The sequence below is a fragment of the Azospirillum endophyticum genome, assembly GCF_016595245.1.
Lineage (GTDB): Bacteria > Pseudomonadota > Alphaproteobacteria > Azospirillales > Azospirillaceae > Azospirillum > Azospirillum endophyticum.
In genome coordinates this window covers 81,204-96,788 of sequence record NZ_JAENHM010000077.1, presented here as the reverse complement: position 1 = coordinate 96,788, position 15,585 = coordinate 81,204, and the positions used below count along the sequence as shown (strand labels likewise).

The window sequence follows — 15,585 nt, the reverse complement described above, 5'->3', positions numbered from 1 at the left end:
AACGTCGCGGCCAGCCGCAGCCATGGGTCGAATTGGACTTGGATGGCACACGCCACTTGCAATATGGTCACACAAATGGATGTATTGGCCCGCATCGAGAGATCGGGACGCGCAACGGATGGGGAACGGGGTTTCCGATGGGGGGCACGGGCGGAGGTAAGGACGGACCGGGACTGCTCTGCCGCAACGTGAAGGTGAGCGGGCGCCGGACAAGCCTGAGGATGGAGCCGTATATCTGGGATTCGCTGAAGGAAATCTGCGAGCGCGAACGGCTGAGCCTGAATGAGATCTGCACCCAGATCGACGAGCGGCGCGGCGAGTCGAACCTGACCGCCTCAATCCGCGTCTTCATCGTCAGCTATTACCGCACCGCGATCGGCAACCGCGGCTTTTCCGAGGGCGGCATGTCGCCCCTGCTGCAGAGGGCGATGGACGACGCCGTGCCGCTGGACTGACGGGAGCGGGGCTGCCGCTCCCGTTCCGGCGTCTCACCAGCGCAGGCTGGGCAGCGCGTAGCTGGGCAAGTGGCCCGAGGCGTCGGCCAGGGCGCGCAGGTTGACCGGATCGACCGCGGCACCCCAGGCGGCACCGCCCAGCTCCTCCTGATGGATGCCGGCGGTGACCAGCGCCACGTCGATCCCGGCGGCGTTGGCGCCGGCGACGTCGGTGCGCAGGCTGTCGCCGACCGCCAGGATGCGGCTCTTGTCGGCGATGCCCAGCAGTTTGAAGCAGCGCTCGTAGACGGGGGCATGGGGCTTGCCGTGCCAGCGCACGTCGCCGCCCATCTCCTCGTAGCGGGCGGCCAGCGTGCCGGCGCAGATCACCAGCATCGGCCCGACCATCACCACCAGATCGGGGTTGGCGCAGATCATCGGCAGGCCGGCGGCCAGACAGGCGTCCAGCTGCGGCTGATAGTCCGCCACCGTCTCGCCGAAGGTGACGATGCCGGTGTTGACGACGAAATCGCCTTCCGCCGGAGTCGCGGCGATCTCGTAGCCGAGCCCGTCATAGACGTCGGTGTCGCGCTCCGGCCCGATGTGGTAGAGCCGCCGGCCGAGTGCGGCGTGCCAGGGATCGTCACGGTCGCGCAGCGCCTCGTAGGTCGCCTCGCCCGACGTCATGACATGGTGGTAGCGCTCGCGCCCCAGCCCCATGCCGTCCAGCTTCTCGATCACGCCGGGGGTGCGGCGCGGCGCATTGGACAGCAGGCAGAGCGTCTTGCCGGCGGCGCGCATGCGGTCCAGGCAGTCGGGCACCCCGGAGTAAGGCTGCTCGCCGTCATGCAGGACCCCCCACAGGTCCAGGATGAACCCGTCATAGCGGTCGATGACCTCGGCGATGCCGGAAATCTGTCGGATATCGGCCATGGTGTCCGGTCGGTTTGATGGAAGGGTGGGATCGGATTGCATCGACAAGCCGGTCTCAGCGTGGTTGCAGCAGCTCCGCATAGACCGCCAGCGTGTCGGCGCACATGCGGTCCTTGGTGTAGCGGTCGGCGACGAAGGCCATGGCACGGGCGCCGATCGCCTCGCGCTGGTCCGGCGTCAGCGACAGCGCCTCGTCCAGGGCCCGGGCCAGCGCATCGGGATCGTCCGGCGGCACCACCCAGGCGGTCTCGCCGGGAACGACGGTCTCCTGGTAGGCGCCGATGGCCGAGACGATCACCGGCTTGCCCATCGCCTGCGCCTCCACGATCACCCGCCCGAAGGCTTCCGGTTCGCGCGAAGCGGAGACGACGACCGTCGACAACAGGTAGGCCGCGGCCATGTCGCTGCAATGGTCGGTCATCCGCACCACGCCGCGCAGGCCGGTGCTGGCGATGCGGTTCTCCAGCTCTTCCCGGTAGCCGGTGCGGCCCTGGTCGGAGCCGACCAGCAGCGCCAGCACGTCCTTGCGCCCCAGCTTGGCAAGCGCGTCGATCAGCACGATCTGGCCTTTCCAGCGGGTCAGCCGGCCGGGCAGCAGGATCACCGGCCGGTCGTCCGGCAGGTTCCATTGCTTGGCGAGCGTGACCAGCCGGGTCGGGCTGACCCGGTCGGGGGCGAAGACGCCGCGGTCGATGCCGCGATGGATGACGCGCACGCGCTGCGGATCGACCGGGTAGTTGCCCAGCACATGGTCGCGGATGAAGCCGGAGATGGCGATCACCCGTTCGCCGCGTGCCATCACCGAGTTGTACCAGCGCTTCAGCCGCCCGCGGACCGGTCCGGAGCCGAAATTGTAGGGCGCGTGGAAGGTGGTCATGTAGCGCGCGCCGGTCTCCCGGCAGGCCAGCCACGCGCTCCAGGCCGGTGCGCGGGACCGGGCATGGACGATGTCCACCTTGCGCTCGCGGATGATGGCGGCCAGCCGGCGGGCGTTGCGGCGGATGGTCAGCAGGTTCTTGGAGGCCAGCGGCAGCGTCAGGTGGGGGATGCGGGCACGGTCCAGCTCGCGCACCATCGGCCCGCCCTCCGACGCCACCAAGGGCGTGCCGCCGGCGGCCTGCAAGGCGAGCGCCATGTCGATGCAGCCACGCTCCGCTCCGCCGGTGACCAGCGTTGGCACCACTTGAAGCACCGTCGGCGCCCGCCCGCCCGGCCAGGGAAAGGCCGGACTGGTGCCATGGGCGTCCGCATTGCGCGGGGATTGCTCGGTGGTAAGGTGGGAGTCGAAATCCATGATGCCGGCTGCTCGCAAGGGGCGGCCCGGGAGCGGCCGCGAGCCCCGGCATGCCGGCGTCCGTCGAGCTCGGTGCCCGACCGCGTGCCGGTGTCCGTTGTCGAAGGTGACCGTATGACCGAAACCGCAGCCCGTCCGGGCGGCGCGCACCATAGCCTAACGCGCGGTGCCACGACCATAGCCTATCACCACACCCCTGCCGGCCCGTCCGGGCAGGACAAGCCGGGGGTGATGCCAGGGGTGATGTTTTTGGGCGGCTTCATGTCCGACATGACCGGCGGCAAGGCGACGACGCTGGAGGCCTGGGCAGTGGAGCGCGGCCTGTCCTTCACCCGCTTCGACTATCAGGGCCATGGCGCCTCCAGCGGGCGATTCGCCGACGGCACCATCGGCCTGTGGGCCGACGACGCGCTGGCGGTGCTGGACCAGGTGACGACAGGGCCGCAGATCCTGGTCGGCTCCTCGATGGGCGGCTGGATGATGCTGCTGACCGCGCTCCGCCGGCCGGAGCGGGTCGCCGGGCTGGTCGGCATCGCCCCTGCGCCCGACTTCACCGAAGACCTGATGTGGGACATCTTCGATGCCGATGTCCGCCGGCTGATCATGGAGGAGGGCGTCTGGAACCGCCCGTCGGAATACGGCCCCGAACCGCAGCCGATCACCCGCGCCCTGATCGAGGACGGCCGCAACCATCTGCTGCTGCGCGGGCCCATCGCCTTCGACGGGCCCGTCCGTCTGCTGCACGGCCAGCGCGACCTCGACGTCCCCTGGCAGCTCAGCCTGCGCATCGCCGAGGCGCTGACCGGCGACGATGTCCGCGTCACCCTGGTGAAGGATGGTGACCACCGCCTGTCGCGTCCCCAGGATCTGGACCTGCTGTGCCGCACCGTCGGCGCCCTTGTGGACGAGATTGGTGGTTGAAATCGGGCCGGTTCGACCGGCTGCCAAAAAAACGTCGCTCGTGTGAAACGGAGGCTTGCATAGCCGCGAACCTCTGGCTATAACGCGGGCCTCTACGGAGGGGTGGCCGAGCGGTTGAAGGCGCACGCCTGGAAAGTGTGTATACGTCAAAAGCGTATCGAGGGTTCGAATCCCTCTCCCTCCGCCATCAATTTCCGGGATATCTCCCGGCTAAAAGGCTCAGCTGACCGGCTGAGCCTTTTCTATTTGCGCTGTTCTGCAGCAGAGCATCCGAAGCCGCGCGCTCATTCAACACCCAAAATAGAAAAGCCCGCTCCATATCGGCGCATGCCGGTGTGGAGCGGGCTGTCAGTCGGTTTTCGGTGCCTGGAACAGGGAGGGCGCCGCCCCTCCTTACTTCGACCGCGACACGCGGCGCAGGAAGTCGATGAATTGCCCCTGCTCTTCCGGGGACAGATCCTTGACCATGCCCTGGTCGTGGGCCTGGACGCGCGGGATCAACTCGTCCATCAGGGACCGGCCTTCCGGCGACAGGCGCAACGCGTAGGAGCGACGGTCGTTGGGCGAGGGAGCGCGAACGACAAGGCCGCGCGACTCGAGCCGGTCGATCACCGCGACCATGGTCGACCGGTCGATGCCGACCGCCGTGCCCAGGTCGGACTGCGACAGGCCCTCGTTCTCCCGGATCATGATCAGCACGCCGAACTGGCCGGGCGTGATGTCATGCGGAGCGACCGCATTCTGAAAGCTTTGGAACACCGCGACCTGAGCCTTGCGCAGGTTGTAACCCACGAGTTCGGGAAGGGGGCCAAGGGCGAGCTTGCCGTTCTTGCCGGGCCGCAGACGCGACCGCCGGTCGGCGGGGGTGGAGCGCTCGTTGTCAGTCACCGTGGATGCCATATTTTGGATGAATTATCGGATGAACGGATAAAATGCGGGTAAGGCATCCATTTGTCAGCAAGAACTGCACGCTCGAAAAGATATGCATATCAGATATGCGTGAAGCGTATTGGTGGGAAGGCCCGCAAATTCCATCTTGAAGAGGCAAGAAGTGATCGACGCCGATTCGACGCCGATCGCCCGCCCCGCGGTTTCCCCTGCCGCGCGCGGGCTCCCGAATCGGAGCTTCCGACGCCCGGTCCCCCCCCAGACCGGGCGTCTTCGTCTCCGGCCTCCGTTAAATCTCCGGTCCCCCCGGACCAGCCGGAAAATCCGCGTTGTCTTGCAGGGCAGGGCGGATGGTTGGGCGCTTGGTCTGTCACCGGCTTTCGGGTTAGCTGTTCGAGACTGTCCCAAGCAGAGAGCCGATGCCATGGCCTTCGCCATTCCCCTGTGGTCCCAGCCGGCCGTCCCCGTCGTGGGCGGCGATCCTTTCCCGGTACGCCGCATCTATTGCGTCGGCCGCAACTATGCCGCCCATGCGCGCGAGATGGGCGCGGACCCCGATCGTGAGCCGCCCTTCTTCTTCATGAAGCCGGCAGACGCCATCGTCGCCGACGGCGCCACCGTTCCCTACCCGCCCAAGACCGCCAATCTGCACCACGAGATCGAACTGGTGGTGGCGGTCGGCACCGGTGGGCACGAGATTCCGGTCGATCGGGCGCTGGAACATGTGTTCGGTTATGCCGTCGGGCTCGACATGACCCGGCGCGACTTGCAGAACGCCGCCAAGAAGGAAGGCAAGCCCTGGGACATGGGCAAGGGTTTCGACCAATCCGCACCTTGCTCCGCCATCCGCACCGTTGCCGACATCGGGCATCCGGCCAAGGGTGCCGTCACCCTGCAGGTGAATGGCGACCTGCGGCAGAAGGGCGACCTGTCCGATTTGATCTGGTCGGTGGCGGAGACGATCTCCTACCTGTCCGGGTTGGTGGACCTGCAGCCGGGCGATCTGATCTACACCGGCACGCCGGAAGGCGTCGGCCCGGTGGTGACCGGAGACGTGCTGGCCGGAGAGGTCGAAGGCGTCGGCACCCTGACCCTGACCATCGCCTGAGCCGCCGGCAATGCGCATCGCGACCTGGAACATCAATTCGGTCCGCATGCGTCTGGACCTTCTCCTCCGCCTGATGGAGGAGGAGCGGCCGGACGTGATCTGCCTGCAGGAAACCAAGGTGGTGGACGCCGACTTCCCGCTTGGCCCGTTGGCCGAGCGGGGCTATGTCCACGCCCATATCCACGGAATGAAAGGCTACAACGGCGTCGCCATTCTGTCGCGCCTGCCCTTCTCTTCGCACGACGTCCAACACTGGTGCGGCAAGCAGGATTGCCGTCACGCCTTGGCCCATCTTCCGGACGGGATCGAACTGCACTGCGTCTACATTCCGGCCGGCGGCGACGTCCCGGACCCGGCGGTGAACGACAAGTTCGCCCATAAGCTCCAGTTCCTGGACGAGATGACCCACTGGCTTGGCACCGAGCGTACCGCCGACCGCCCGATGGTTCTGGTCGGTGACCTGAACATCGCGCCGCTGGAGCAGGACGTCTGGAGCCATAAGGAACTGCTGTCGGTGGTTTCCCATACGCCCATCGAAGTGGAGAAGCTGGCGGCGATGCAGACCTCCGCCGGCTGGGTCGATGCCATGCGCCGCTTCGTGCCGCCGGAGGAGAAGCTCTACACTTGGTGGAGCTACCGGGCGAAGGACTGGGCCGCCTCCAACCGCGGCCGGCGCCTAGACCATATCTGGGTGACCCCGCCGCTGGAAAGCGCGCTGCAGGGCATCAAGATCCTGCGCGATGCCCGCGGCTGGGAACCCAAGCCGTCGGACCATGTGCCGGTGATCGTCGATCTGGATGTCTGATGGGGGAGGGGGCCTTTGCGCCCCCTGTTCCAGAAAACCTCACTCAAGCAAGCCGATATTCATCCGCACCACCTCCGCTCTGCCGTCCTTCGCCAGCCGGAACAGGTGAGCGCAGCCGTTGCGCAGTTCCTCCGCGGGATCGTCGAGCATGTCCCAGCCGGTGGCGAGCGAATAGAGAGCCCGCAGGATGCCATTGTGGGCGACGGCGCCGGTCGGGCGGCCCTCCTTCGCCAGATCGGCGATCCAGGAGCGCAGGCGGACCTGCACCTCGCGCGGGCTTTCTCCGCCGGGAGCCTTGAAATCCAGGCCCAGCCGGTCGTGACGGGCCGGCATGCTGCCGTCGGCACGCAGATCCTCGGTGCGCCGGCCTTCCCACTCGCCCCAATCCATTTCGACGATCCGCGGTTCCGGCGTGGGGGCGAGGCCGAGCAGCAGCGCGGTCTCCCAGGCCCGGCGCTTGGGGCTGGCCACCCAACGCAAGCTGGCCGACTCGGGGGGCAGGCGATAGCGGGCGACCCGCGCGCGGCCGGCGTCGGACAGTGGCTCGTCGATGCTGCCCTGGATGCGCCCTTCGGCATTCCAGGCGGTCGGTCCGTGGCGGAGGATCAGCAGAGTGGTCATGGACGATCGGACAATGCTCGTGAGCGGCGATGCGCCCGGAGTTTAGCGCTTCGCCGTCTTCTGCACCGGCATTTCCTTTACCTGGGCCAGGGCCACACGGACGCGCGACAGATCGGGCGATGGTGCCTTCGCGGCAGATTTGGCTGGAGCCTTGGCCGGCTTTGCCGATGGCTTGCCCGGTTTGGCGGCGGCGTCGGCCACCTGCACGCGGCCCTTGGTGCCGGTGGTCTTCTGGGCAAGCGCCAATGCCTGAATCCTCGTACGGGCGCGGGCCTGCGCCTCGAGGATCTGCGGAGCGCGTGGTTCGCCGGTCTTCGGTGTCCAGGTGCGGAAGGGGCCGGTGTCGACATGGACATGACCGGTGTGGGCGTACATCGCGTAACCGCCGCGCTGCATCGCCGCCGCTTCCTCTGCCAACCGGGAGGGCGGGATGCCGGCGATGGAGAAGTCCGCCGCCTGGCCGCGCATATGGTAGGAGTTCTCGGCGACGTTCGGGTTCGTCCGGGCGAGGCTTGCGTTGGTGATGCTCGACCGGTACCCCGAGGTGATTCGGATTGGCGACTCAGGGGGAGCGCCGACGCGCTGGCGCAGTTCCACCAGCATGTCGATCAGGGCCGGATCGACCGGTATCACCTCGTCGCTGCGGCGGTCGCGGAACAGGACGGCCAGCTGCCGCATCGCGGCCGGGTCATAGCCGTCGCCAGGGCGCCAATAGGTGACGGACGCCGTTTCGCCGCTGGCAGGATGTTGCAGGATCACGCTGCGCGGCTCGCCGTCCAGCTTGGCGCCTTCCAGCGGTGGCGTGGTGGCGCAGCCGCCGAGCTGCGTCGCGACGGTCAGGACGGCAAGCATCCCCAAGGCACGACCGGTCATGCGCATCGCTTTCCCCCGAGCTTTGCACGCTTAAACGACCCCCGCCCGCCCCAACCGTGGCGGGGTTGCACACCGATCTAATACCAAGAATGTCACAAGAGGCCAGTGCGACAAAGCAACCTGTGGCGCATTGAACACGCACAAGCGCTTTTGATCGGTAGACCGGATTGTTGCGTGTTCAACCGGTGCGGAGGCGTTCCGGTTCTGAAGGGAAAGTTTCATCCCTTTCCAAGTCACCAGCGAGCCGGGGCGCATCGCTTCCGCTTCCGCCGCGGTGGCGTCCGGCGCATCGTCGGTGCGGGCCGGGTCGTGGTGGAAGATCACCGCGCGGCCAACCCCTGCGACTTCGGCCAACCGCAGGCATTCCTGCCAGGTCGAGTGGACCCAGCCGACGCGCGATGGGTATTCGGCGTCGGTGGAGGTGCTGTCATACACCATCACGTCGGCATTGCGCAGCCGGTGATGGGAGACCCGCCGGCCGCGTCCGGGACAGGCGCTTGCATGGAATTGATGGTGGAACGGATGGTCATGACGGCGCCATGGTGGCGATCCCGCTTTTCCGAGTCTGGCAAATCTCTCCCATGCCGATTCCTTCCGGGCGAAGCCCAAGGCTACAGGGCAAGACTTTTGAAAGCGGCACGGCGCGAGTCGGCGCCCTACGAAGGGCACCTGTCCAAACCCATAAGATGTGGTAAGTTGGAGCTCGTCGCGCATAGCGTGGCACGACCCCCCAAGGGTCCCCGCGCGGGTGGGGACCGGCTCCGGCGGAACCCGACGCGGATGGATCCTGACAAGCTCGCCAAAGTCCTCGCCATGGCCGAGTCGGAACATCAGGGCGAGGCGCTGTCCGCACTGCGCGCCGCCCGTATCATGCTGTCCCGGGCCGGACTGTCCTTCCGCGACTTGGCGGAGCGGGCGCGCATGCCGGTGCCTCCCGTACCCGAACCACCGCCCGTTGCTCAGCCTTCCGCCGCCCCCGCCGGCGCGCCTGCCCCGCAGCCTCCACCGGACGAACTGGTCCGTGGCCTGCGCCGGCAGGTGAAGGACCTTGAGCTGGAACTCGCCACCCTGCGTCGGCAGTTCGACAAGGCGGCGGGCGATGCGGATCGCCAGCGCGAGGAGGCCGACCGCTGGCGCACCCTGGCGCGCGAAACCGCGGAGAAGCTGTGGGACATGGGCAAGGCCCTGGAACGCAAGCACTCCCGCCATGCCGACACCGACAAGCGCCGTGCCGTGTTGGAATTGCTGCAGGATCCCGGCAGCGCGCTGTTGTCCGACCGTGAAATCGCGCGGCGTGTCGGCGTGTCGCCGCATGACGTTGGCCACTGGCGCCGCCGGATGGCGATCGTCGGGCGCAAGCTGCGGCTGCTGCCGGTGGTGCCGCGTGGGCGCGGCCTGTGGGGTGGACCCTCCGCCAGCGGCCTGGGCGCGGCCCGATTGGGCAAGCACCCGGCCAAGCCCCAGGCAGAGGAGCGCAAGCGATGGTTGGGCTTCGCTGGCGAGGTCACCATCGCCGAACGGGGGAGCCGACGGGGACTGACACCCTTCGGCAGGCGCTGATCAAGGCATGTCTCTCAAGGCACCAGACGATAGCCGCCGGGCTCCGTCACCAGGATGCGGGCGTTGGACGGGTCGGCCTCGATTTTCTGGCGCAGCCGGTAAACGTGAGTCTCCAGCGTGTGAGTGGTGACCGCGGCGTTATATCCCCAGACTTCCCCCAGCAGGGTTTCCCGTCCGACCACCAGATCGCCGGCCCGGTACAGGTATCTCAGGATGGCGGTTTCCTTCTCGGTCAAGCGGATCTTGCGGTTGGCGGCTTCGTCCAGCAGCAGTTTGGCGCCGGGGCGGAAGCTGTAGGGACCGATGGCGAAGACTGCGTCCTCCGTCTGCTCGTACTGGCGCAGTTGAGCGCGCAGGCGGGCGATCAGCACCCCCAGGCGGAAAGGCTTGGTCACATAGTCGTTGGCGCCGGATTCCAGTCCCAGGATGGTATCGGCATCGCTGGCGGATGCGGTCAGCATGATGACGGGGCAGCGCACCCCCTCGCGCCGCAGCAGCTTGCACACGTCGCGCCCGTCCATATCCGGCAGCCCGACATCGAGCAGGATGGCGGAGAACCCCATCCCCGCCATGCCGGCTGTCCGGACCGCGTTCAACGCTCCGGCGCCATCACCGGCCTCCTCCGTCTCCACCTCCTCCAGCAGCCGAAGCTGTTCCGCCAGCGACTGGCGCAGGGCGGTGTCGTCGTCGACCAGGAGGATGCGCTTTGCGATGGTCATGGGCTTGCGGCACTGGGTCGGGAGGCGGAGGCCCGGCGGCTGACCGGGGCCGCGCCTTAGTAGCATGGCACCGGCGGATTGTCGTGATGGCTTGTGGTGACGGCCGGGGGCGACACGGCGCGGTTCCTCTACAGATTGGCCAGCAGCACCGCCACCCCGCTCGTATCCGCGGCGGCGTGGACGATTCGGTCGGCCTGCACGCCCAGGTCCCGCACGGCGGCGGCGGTAGCGGCGTCCGGAACCACGACGCGGCGCATCAGGGCCAGCGCACCCTGTTCCAGGCTGCGCTGCACTGCCGCCTGGTCGGCGGGCCGTCCAGGCTCGGTCCAGGTCAGATGTTCGACCAGGGCCGTGAAGTGCAGGCGGCGGCTGTCCGCCGCAAGGCCTGCGGCGAGATTGGGCAGGGCATTGCCGTCCAGCAGGACCGGGGCACCGTCGGGCAGTCGTGTCAGCGCGACGTCGGCGGCTAGAATCGCCGATGCGTCCACCTGTGGGTGCGGGCCGGGCAGGGCATGAAGCGTGATGCCGACCCCGGCTGCGCGCAATGCCTCGATCATCTGACGGCCGTAGGCATCGGCCGGAAGGTCGGCCGGCATCAGCAGATGCAGGGATCCATGCAGCTCCTGCCCCTGATCTGAGAATGAAGGTGTCGGGGGGATCGTCACGGAGGAAATGCTCCCGGATAAAAGACTATTGTTCGTATCTTAGCGCGTCCGACCCCAGATGTCGGAGCAACTCGTCGGAGGGGGCGACACGGCCGGACGGCGGTCCCTGATAGGCCCTGGGCCGACAAGGCGGGGGATCGTTGCGCCCTGGGCAACGGTGTGACGCGCGGGAATTGCTGGACAGGGGCGCGCCACCTGCGCTTTGCTTCGCCCGCCGAACGCACCATGTCCCGTTTTCGCGCCGGATCCGGCGCTCCCGCTACGCAAAGCCGCTGACGATGCAAGCCGAACGCCCCTCCTCCACCACCATCATGGCCGCCCCGCCCAAGCCCTCGGGGGCTCCGGCGGCGAAGGTCACGCCAGCAGCGGCCCCCATTGACGAGGCCGCCGTACGCGCCGTCGACCGCGTGCTGGCCGCCCTGCGCCGGGGAGAGGTGGTGGCGATCGAGACCGCCGACGGTACCGTCGGTGCCGCAGTGTCGGTGGAGTCGGTGACGCTCGACGCGGTGGAGCGATTGAAGGCGCTGACCGGCGGTACTCCCCGTCTGGCGGTTACCCGCCGCCGCGCCGTCGTGCTTGGGCTGGCGGCCGCCGATGCGGCGCGGCCGGTGAGCGACATCGCCGACGATCAGGCCCCCGGCGCTGCTGCCGAGGCATTCGGTGCCATGACGCTCGATCGGCCCGGCGGGCTGACCGCCGATCAGTCCCATGCGCTGGCCGATCCCGAACAGCATCCGCAGGCGCAGGATGCGTTGCCGGCCGGCCTGAGCGCTTCCGAAGCCTGTCCCGGTAGCCGCGAGGCCGCCGCGGTGGACCTCGCCCGGCTGGCCCGGCTGCTGCCCGCCGCCATCACAGCAGACCTGCCGTCATCGCCTGCGATCAGCGCCATGGAATGGGCGGCGAAGCATGACCTGTTGCTGGTGCGGGCATCGGACGTCGCCGATTACCGCGTCCATGTGGTGCGGACCCTGCGCCGTGTCGCCGACGCGCGGGTGCCGTTGGTGGGCTCTGAGAATACGCGCATCTATGCCTTCCGCCCGGCCGACGGCGGACCGGAGCATCTGGCCATCGTCATCGGCGATCCCGATCCGAAGCAGCCGGTGCTGGCCCGCCTGCATTCGGAATGCTTCACCGGGGACCTGCTGGGTTCCCTGCGCTGTGACTGCGGCGACCAGCTTCGCGGCGCCATCGCCGAAATCGCGCGGCAGGGCAGCGGCGTGCTGCTGTATCTGGCGCAGGAAGGGCGCGGCATCGGGTTGGTCAACAAGCTGCGCGCTTACCGCATCCAGGACCGCGGCTTCGATACGGTGGATGCCAACGAGATCCTTGGCTTCGAAGCCGACGAGCGCGTCTATCTGCCGGCGGCGGAGATGCTGCGGCAGCTCGGCTTCGAAGCCGTGCGGCTGATGACCAACAACCCGGAGAAGCTGCGGCAGCTCGCCCGTTGCGGCATCGCGGTGGTGGAGCGGGTGGCCCATATCTTCCCCGCCAACGGCCACAATGAGGCCTATCTCCGCACCAAGGCGGAACGCAGCGGCCACATGTTTTGACCCGCCCCGCATCATGACGCTGAAGCGGCGCGAGGCAGGAATCGTCCCGTCGGCCCGGCAGTTCTTGCCGCCTGCGCAGTGCTGGGAATCGGATTCCGGGTGCGGGCCGTTCTGATCCCGGCGACTTGGGGTGTTTCCTGCGGGATCGGGCGCAGGATTTTGGCACGATACTTGCTGCGCCCTGTCATGACCACCGAGCCGGAAGACCGCCCATGGCCATCGACGCGACCACCATCGACAGCAGCGCCGTCCAGCGTCCGGCGCCGCGCGAAAAGGCGTCGCCGGTCATCAGCGACGGTCACAATGGCGGCCCGGTGGAAATCCAGGGCGACATGTCTTTCTGGGACTTTCTGGACATCATCAACCCGCTGCAGCACATCCCGATCGTCAGCACCGTCTATCGCGAGATCACCGGCGACACCATCCAGCCATCCATGCGGATCATGGGGGACATGCTGTACGGCGGCGTCATCGGGGGCATGGCGTCCATCGCCAACGCGGTGATCGAACAGGCGACCGGTCAGGATGTCGGTGAAACGGTCATGGCCTCGCTCGGCTTTGGGGGAGGCGACCATCCCGCAACTCCCACGGCCGTCGCGGACGCCTCGGGGGGGGCGGCGGCATCCGGCTCCCCCGGGGAGCCGTCTTCCCTGCAACAGGCGCCCGGCGCTGGGCTTGCCGCCGCGCTGGCCGCAGCCAAGCCCACCGCTCTTGCGCCGGCATCGTCATCGAACCCTGTCGCCGGGCAGCCGGTCCGGCTTGCGGCGGCCATCTCCGCTGCCGATGCCTCGCCGATCCCGGGCGCGCAGCTTACGGCCGGCGGCGCTCCGCATCCCAGCAAGATGCCGGCGCGCGACACGCCGCTGGCCAGTTCCGCGCTGGCAAAACACAGCGTTCCCCATTTTCCGGCGGCGGTTCCGGGAACAGTGACGGCCAATGCACGCAGCGCCGGCGCGGCGGCCAACGGCGCCCAACCCCAACCCCAACTCGGCGCCGGCCAGCCGGCTTCCCAGCCGGCCGACACGGCATCCTCTTCCGGGCCGGCTGCGGTCGCGCCGGACATGCTGTCGGAAACGATGATGCGCAATCTGGCCAAGTATGAGCAGTCGCGCAAAGCGGCGCAGACCGCCACCGGCACCACGCGGATTTCGGGATGACCATCGACATCATCGTGACACCGGATCCCGGCAATCCTGATGATGACGGACCGGTCACCGGTGGACGGTTGCGATGGCCGGGCGGGGAGGTGCCCTGCATGCTGGGCCGTGGCGGCGTCCGTATCGACAAGCGCGAAGGCGACGGCGCCACCCCCGTCGGCCGGTTTCCGTTGCGCCGTGTGCTATGGCGCGCCGACCGGCTGCCGCCGCCGGAAACCGGGTTGCCGCTCCACCCCATCGCCGAGCATGACGGTTGGTGCGATGCGCCGGAGGATCCCGCCTACAACCATCCGGTCGTTCTGCCTTATCCGGCCAGCCATGAGGAGATGTGGCGGGAGGACCATGTCTACGACATCGTCGTGGTCTTGGGGCACAACGACGCACCCGTGGTGCCCGGGCTGGGCAGCGCGGTTTTTCTGCATCTCGTCCGTCCCGACCGTATGCCGACTGCCGGCTGCGTCGCATTGGCGCCTGACGACATGCTTCGCCTGCTGAAGGACTGTGAGCCGGGCAGCGTGCTGGGCGTCGCCGCCCCGACCATTTGATGCCGTGGCCAGCTATTGGGCTGGGTAAGGGCGTGCGCCGAAGATCGCCGTGCCGACCCGCACATGGGTGGCGCCGAAGTGGACGGCGGTCTCGTAATCACCGCTCATGCCCATGCTGATCTCCGACAGCCCCAGCCGGCCCGCCATCTCCGCCAGCAGGGCGAAATGCATCGCCGGCTCCTCGTCCACCGGCGGAATGCACATCAGCCCGGTGACGGGCAGCCCCAGCCGGTCACGGCAGTCGGTCAGGAAGGCCTCCACCTCCGCCGGGGCGAGCCCGGCCTTCTGCGGCTCCTCGCCGGTGTTGACCTCGATGAGGCAGCGTGGGCGGTGGCCGCTCTTCGCCATCTCCTCCGCCAGTGCTTCGGCCAGCTTGAGGCGGTCCAGCGTCTGGATCACGTCGAACAGGGCGACGGCGTCCCTGACCTTGTTGGTTTGCAGCGGACCGATCAGATGCAGTTCCAGGTCGGGAAAGCGGTCCTTCAGCGCCGGGAACTTGGCCTTGGCTTCCTGCACCCGGTTTTCGCCGAACACGCGTTGGCCTGCGGCGAGCGCCTCCTCCACCGCTTCGGCCGGATGGGTCTTCGAAACCGCGACCAGTGTCACGGCGCCATCGCCGCGCCCACAGGCGGATGCCGTCTCCGCGATGGCGCGCCGCACCGAGTCGAGCCGTGCCGTCACGCTGTCCGCAATTGCGGCACCGCTTGGTTCGGCGCCGGTTTCCGCATCTTTGCCAGTGCCCTGCGTCGTCGTCATGGCCGCCCCCAATCCGGTCGCTGCGGGTGTACAGCGCTTCCGCGGCGTGTTAGCGGACGGTCCGCGGAAACGCAAGCGCCCCAAGCGACCATGCCCGCTGAACCCGGATCATCGGCGCGGGTATCGTCATCGTTCTGCATATCGAGGAGACCTCCGCATGCGGAGTCCGTTTCGTTCCCTGCTTTCGGTCCTGAGGTCGTCAGCTCCCGCCGGCCTGCTCGCCGCTGCGGTCGCCGTCTGCTCCGTCGCCGGCCCCACCCATGCCGAAGAGCATGCGAAGCCGGCCCCCAAGGCCACGGCCCAGGCGAAGCCCGGCAGCAAGCAGGGCAAGGCCAAGGTCATGCTCGGGTCGCCGATGACCAAGGTGCGTTTCAGCGAGCCCGCCTTCCCGTTGACCGATGACGGCACCTATCGCGCCTTCATGGACAAGGTCCTGGATGAGTACGGCCGCCGCTGCGTGCGGCAGGAGCAGTTCGGCTGGGAGGTCGCGAAGGACGACCAGGAGCGGCTCGATTACATCTTCCAAGGGACGATGGCCAATTATGGCCGGATGGATTATCTGCTTGGCGAAATCCATCCCAAGTCGGTCACCGATCCCGAAACGATCGTCTTCCTCGCCGACCGCGAGAAGGAACGTTACCTGCTGGCCTGGACACCCTTGGAATCGTCGGTTCTGTTCATGATGTGCGATACGGCGCCCAAGGATGCCAAGGCCGACCAGCCCAAATCCGTTCCGAAGAAGTAAGGCGGACCGAA

The 15,585-nt window shown here is 67.9% G+C and carries 18 protein-coding genes and 1 tRNA gene; 10 read left to right on the top strand and 9 right to left on the bottom strand.

The window, feature by feature from the left end; translation table 11 throughout:
* Positions 1 to 137: 137 nt before the first annotated feature.
* Positions 138 to 455: a ribbon-helix-helix domain-containing protein gene (locus tag JHL17_RS32060; protein WP_200198712.1), complete on the top strand. Its 318-nt coding sequence runs from the start codon at positions 138 to 140 to the stop codon at positions 453 to 455.
* A gap of 33 nt (positions 456 to 488) precedes the next feature.
* Here the strand turns inward: JHL17_RS32060 and JHL17_RS32055 are convergent, their stop codons facing one another.
* Positions 489 to 1,367: a TIGR01459 family HAD-type hydrolase gene (locus tag JHL17_RS32055; RefSeq protein ID WP_200198711.1), complete on the bottom strand. Its 879-nt coding sequence runs from the start codon at positions 1,365 to 1,367 to the stop codon at positions 489 to 491.
* A gap of 55 nt (positions 1,368 to 1,422) precedes the next feature.
* A complete protein-coding gene (locus tag JHL17_RS32050) occupies positions 1,423 to 2,661 on the bottom strand; it encodes a glycosyltransferase family 4 protein (protein WP_200198710.1) in 1,239 nt (412 codons plus the stop codon).
* A 114-nt stretch (positions 2,662 to 2,775) separates the two neighbouring features.
* Here JHL17_RS32050 and JHL17_RS32045 point away from each other — a divergent pair, with 114 nt between their 5' ends.
* Together JHL17_RS32045 and JHL17_RS32040 are read left to right on the top strand one after the other, a co-directional pair.
* Positions 2,776 to 3,582: an alpha/beta hydrolase gene (locus JHL17_RS32045; protein WP_200198709.1), complete on the top strand. Its 807-nt coding sequence runs from the start codon at positions 2,776 to 2,778 to the stop codon at positions 3,580 to 3,582.
* Between the two features lie 96 nt (positions 3,583 to 3,678).
* Positions 3,679 to 3,769: transfer RNA gene (locus JHL17_RS32040), tRNA-Ser, on the top strand.
* Between the two features lie 206 nt (positions 3,770 to 3,975).
* Here JHL17_RS32040 and JHL17_RS32035 read toward each other — a convergent pair.
* Complete coding sequence (locus tag JHL17_RS32035) at positions 3,976 to 4,470, bottom strand: MarR family winged helix-turn-helix transcriptional regulator (protein WP_345773922.1); 495 nt, start codon at positions 4,468 to 4,470, stop codon at positions 3,976 to 3,978.
* Positions 4,471 to 4,894: 424 nt separating this feature from the next.
* Here JHL17_RS32035 and JHL17_RS32030 point away from each other — a divergent pair, with 424 nt between their 5' ends.
* Together JHL17_RS32030 and xth are read left to right on the top strand one after the other, a co-directional pair.
* Positions 4,895 to 5,578 (top strand): fumarylacetoacetate hydrolase family protein, encoded by a 684-nt coding sequence (locus JHL17_RS32030; protein ID WP_200198707.1) that lies wholly within the window; start codon positions 4,895 to 4,897, stop codon positions 5,576 to 5,578.
* A gap of 10 nt (positions 5,579 to 5,588) precedes the next feature.
* Positions 5,589 to 6,383 (top strand): exodeoxyribonuclease III, encoded by a 795-nt coding sequence (xth, locus tag JHL17_RS32025; protein ID WP_200198706.1) that lies wholly within the window; start codon positions 5,589 to 5,591, stop codon positions 6,381 to 6,383.
* Positions 6,384 to 6,422: 39 nt separating this feature from the next.
* On the opposite strand, the gene JHL17_RS32020 is transcribed toward xth, so the two are convergent.
* Genes JHL17_RS32020 through JHL17_RS38055 form a run of 3 tightly spaced genes read right to left on the bottom strand, consistent with a single transcriptional unit; the run spans position 6,423 to position 8,315 of the window.
* A complete protein-coding gene (locus tag JHL17_RS32020) occupies positions 6,423 to 7,004 on the bottom strand; it encodes a histidine phosphatase family protein (RefSeq protein ID WP_200198705.1) in 582 nt (193 codons plus the stop codon).
* Positions 7,005 to 7,046: 42 nt separating this feature from the next.
* Positions 7,047 to 7,877 carry a YcbK family protein gene (locus JHL17_RS32015; protein WP_247893962.1) on the bottom strand — a complete coding sequence of 277 codons (831 nt, stop codon included), beginning with the start codon at positions 7,875 to 7,877 and terminating at the stop codon, positions 7,047 to 7,049.
* Positions 7,878 to 7,907: 30 nt separating this feature from the next.
* Positions 7,908 to 8,315, bottom strand: a complete 408-nt coding sequence (locus JHL17_RS38055; RefSeq protein WP_425599664.1) for an MBL fold metallo-hydrolase — start codon at positions 8,313 to 8,315, stop codon at positions 7,908 to 7,910.
* A 342-nt stretch (positions 8,316 to 8,657) separates the two neighbouring features.
* Here JHL17_RS38055 and JHL17_RS32005 point away from each other — a divergent pair, with 342 nt between their 5' ends.
* Complete coding sequence (locus JHL17_RS32005; protein ID WP_200198703.1) at positions 8,658 to 9,437, top strand: hypothetical protein; 780 nt, start codon at positions 8,658 to 8,660, stop codon at positions 9,435 to 9,437.
* A 14-nt stretch (positions 9,438 to 9,451) separates the two neighbouring features.
* On the opposite strand, the gene JHL17_RS32000 is transcribed toward JHL17_RS32005, so the two are convergent.
* Both JHL17_RS32000 and JHL17_RS31995 read right to left on the bottom strand, forming a co-directional pair.
* Positions 9,452 to 10,156, bottom strand: a complete 705-nt coding sequence (locus tag JHL17_RS32000) for a response regulator transcription factor (protein WP_200198702.1) — start codon at positions 10,154 to 10,156, stop codon at positions 9,452 to 9,454.
* A 128-nt stretch (positions 10,157 to 10,284) separates the two neighbouring features.
* Positions 10,285 to 10,821, bottom strand: coding sequence for a glycosyl transferase (locus JHL17_RS31995; RefSeq protein WP_345773921.1), 537 nt, complete (start codon positions 10,819 to 10,821; stop codon positions 10,285 to 10,287).
* A 278-nt stretch (positions 10,822 to 11,099) separates the two neighbouring features.
* Between JHL17_RS31995 and ribA the strand changes: the two genes are divergently transcribed.
* The 3 genes from ribA to JHL17_RS31980 all read left to right on the top strand — a co-directional run bounded on the left by ribA (position 11,100) and on the right by JHL17_RS31980 (position 14,073).
* Positions 11,100 to 12,371, top strand: a complete 1,272-nt coding sequence (ribA, locus tag JHL17_RS31990) for a GTP cyclohydrolase II (RefSeq protein ID WP_425599663.1) — start codon at positions 11,100 to 11,102, stop codon at positions 12,369 to 12,371.
* 212 nt (positions 12,372 to 12,583) lie between these two features.
* Positions 12,584 to 13,528: a hypothetical protein gene (locus JHL17_RS31985; protein WP_200198701.1), complete on the top strand. Its 945-nt coding sequence runs from the start codon at positions 12,584 to 12,586 to the stop codon at positions 13,526 to 13,528.
* Positions 13,525 to 14,073 carry a L,D-transpeptidase family protein gene (locus tag JHL17_RS31980; RefSeq protein WP_200198700.1) on the top strand — a complete coding sequence of 183 codons (549 nt, stop codon included), beginning with the start codon at positions 13,525 to 13,527 and terminating at the stop codon, positions 14,071 to 14,073. The genes JHL17_RS31985 and JHL17_RS31980 overlap by 4 nt, the downstream gene beginning before the upstream one ends.
* A 12-nt stretch (positions 14,074 to 14,085) precedes the next feature.
* Here JHL17_RS31980 and JHL17_RS31975 read toward each other — a convergent pair whose 3' ends face one another.
* A complete protein-coding gene (locus JHL17_RS31975) occupies positions 14,086 to 14,829 on the bottom strand; it encodes a YggS family pyridoxal phosphate-dependent enzyme (protein ID WP_211113647.1) in 744 nt (247 codons plus the stop codon).
* A 157-nt stretch (positions 14,830 to 14,986) separates the two neighbouring features.
* Between JHL17_RS31975 and JHL17_RS31970 the strand changes: the two genes are divergently transcribed.
* Complete coding sequence (locus JHL17_RS31970) at positions 14,987 to 15,574, top strand: hypothetical protein (RefSeq protein ID WP_200198699.1); 588 nt, start codon at positions 14,987 to 14,989, stop codon at positions 15,572 to 15,574.
* The last annotated feature ends 11 nt before the right edge of the window (positions 15,575 to 15,585 follow it).